The organism is Kocuria cellulosilytica (assembly GCF_040981245.1).
Classification (GTDB): Bacteria; Actinomycetota; Actinomycetes; order Actinomycetales; family Micrococcaceae; genus Kocuria; species Kocuria cellulosilytica.
Genome location: NZ_JAVFWZ010000181.1, coordinates 1 through 500, shown reverse-complemented (window position 1 = coordinate 500; position 500 = coordinate 1). Strand labels below are relative to the sequence as shown.

Sequence of the window (500 nt, the reverse complement as noted above, 5' to 3'; positions counted from 1 at the left end):
AGCGCGGACTCGAGGGCCTTCCAGTCCTCCACGGTCATCCCGCCGCCGGCCACCGGGATCTCCGGGTGCACCGTGGGTTCGATTGGCCGGGTGATGATGTCCTCGGGCAGGCCCACCACCACGGGCCCCGGACGCCCGGAACGCGCGGCGAACATGGCCTCGGCCACGTACTCGGAGGCCCGCTCCGCGTGGTCCAGGACCATCACGCGCTTGGCCCCGGAGGCGAACCACTGATGCGGGTCGAACTCCTGGAACGCTTCCTTCTCACGGTGCTCGAACGGGATGAGTCCCACGAACAACACCATGGGCGTGGAGTCCTGCCACGCGGTGTGCAGGCCCACGTGCGCGTTGGCTGCGCCGGGACCACGGGTCACCATGGCCACGCCCGGGACGTCGTTCATCTTCCCGTCCGCTTCCGCCATGTACGCGGCGCCACCCTCCTGACGGCACACCACAGTGTCGATGGGGGAGTCGTAGAGCCCGTCCAGGACGTCCAGGTA

General features: G+C 69.2%; 1 protein-coding gene. It reads right to left on the bottom strand.

Annotated elements, in window-relative coordinates:
- The coding region (locus tag RCG67_RS17600; protein WP_368828122.1) for a thiamine pyrophosphate-binding protein at positions 1-500 on the bottom strand (500 nt) is incomplete at both ends.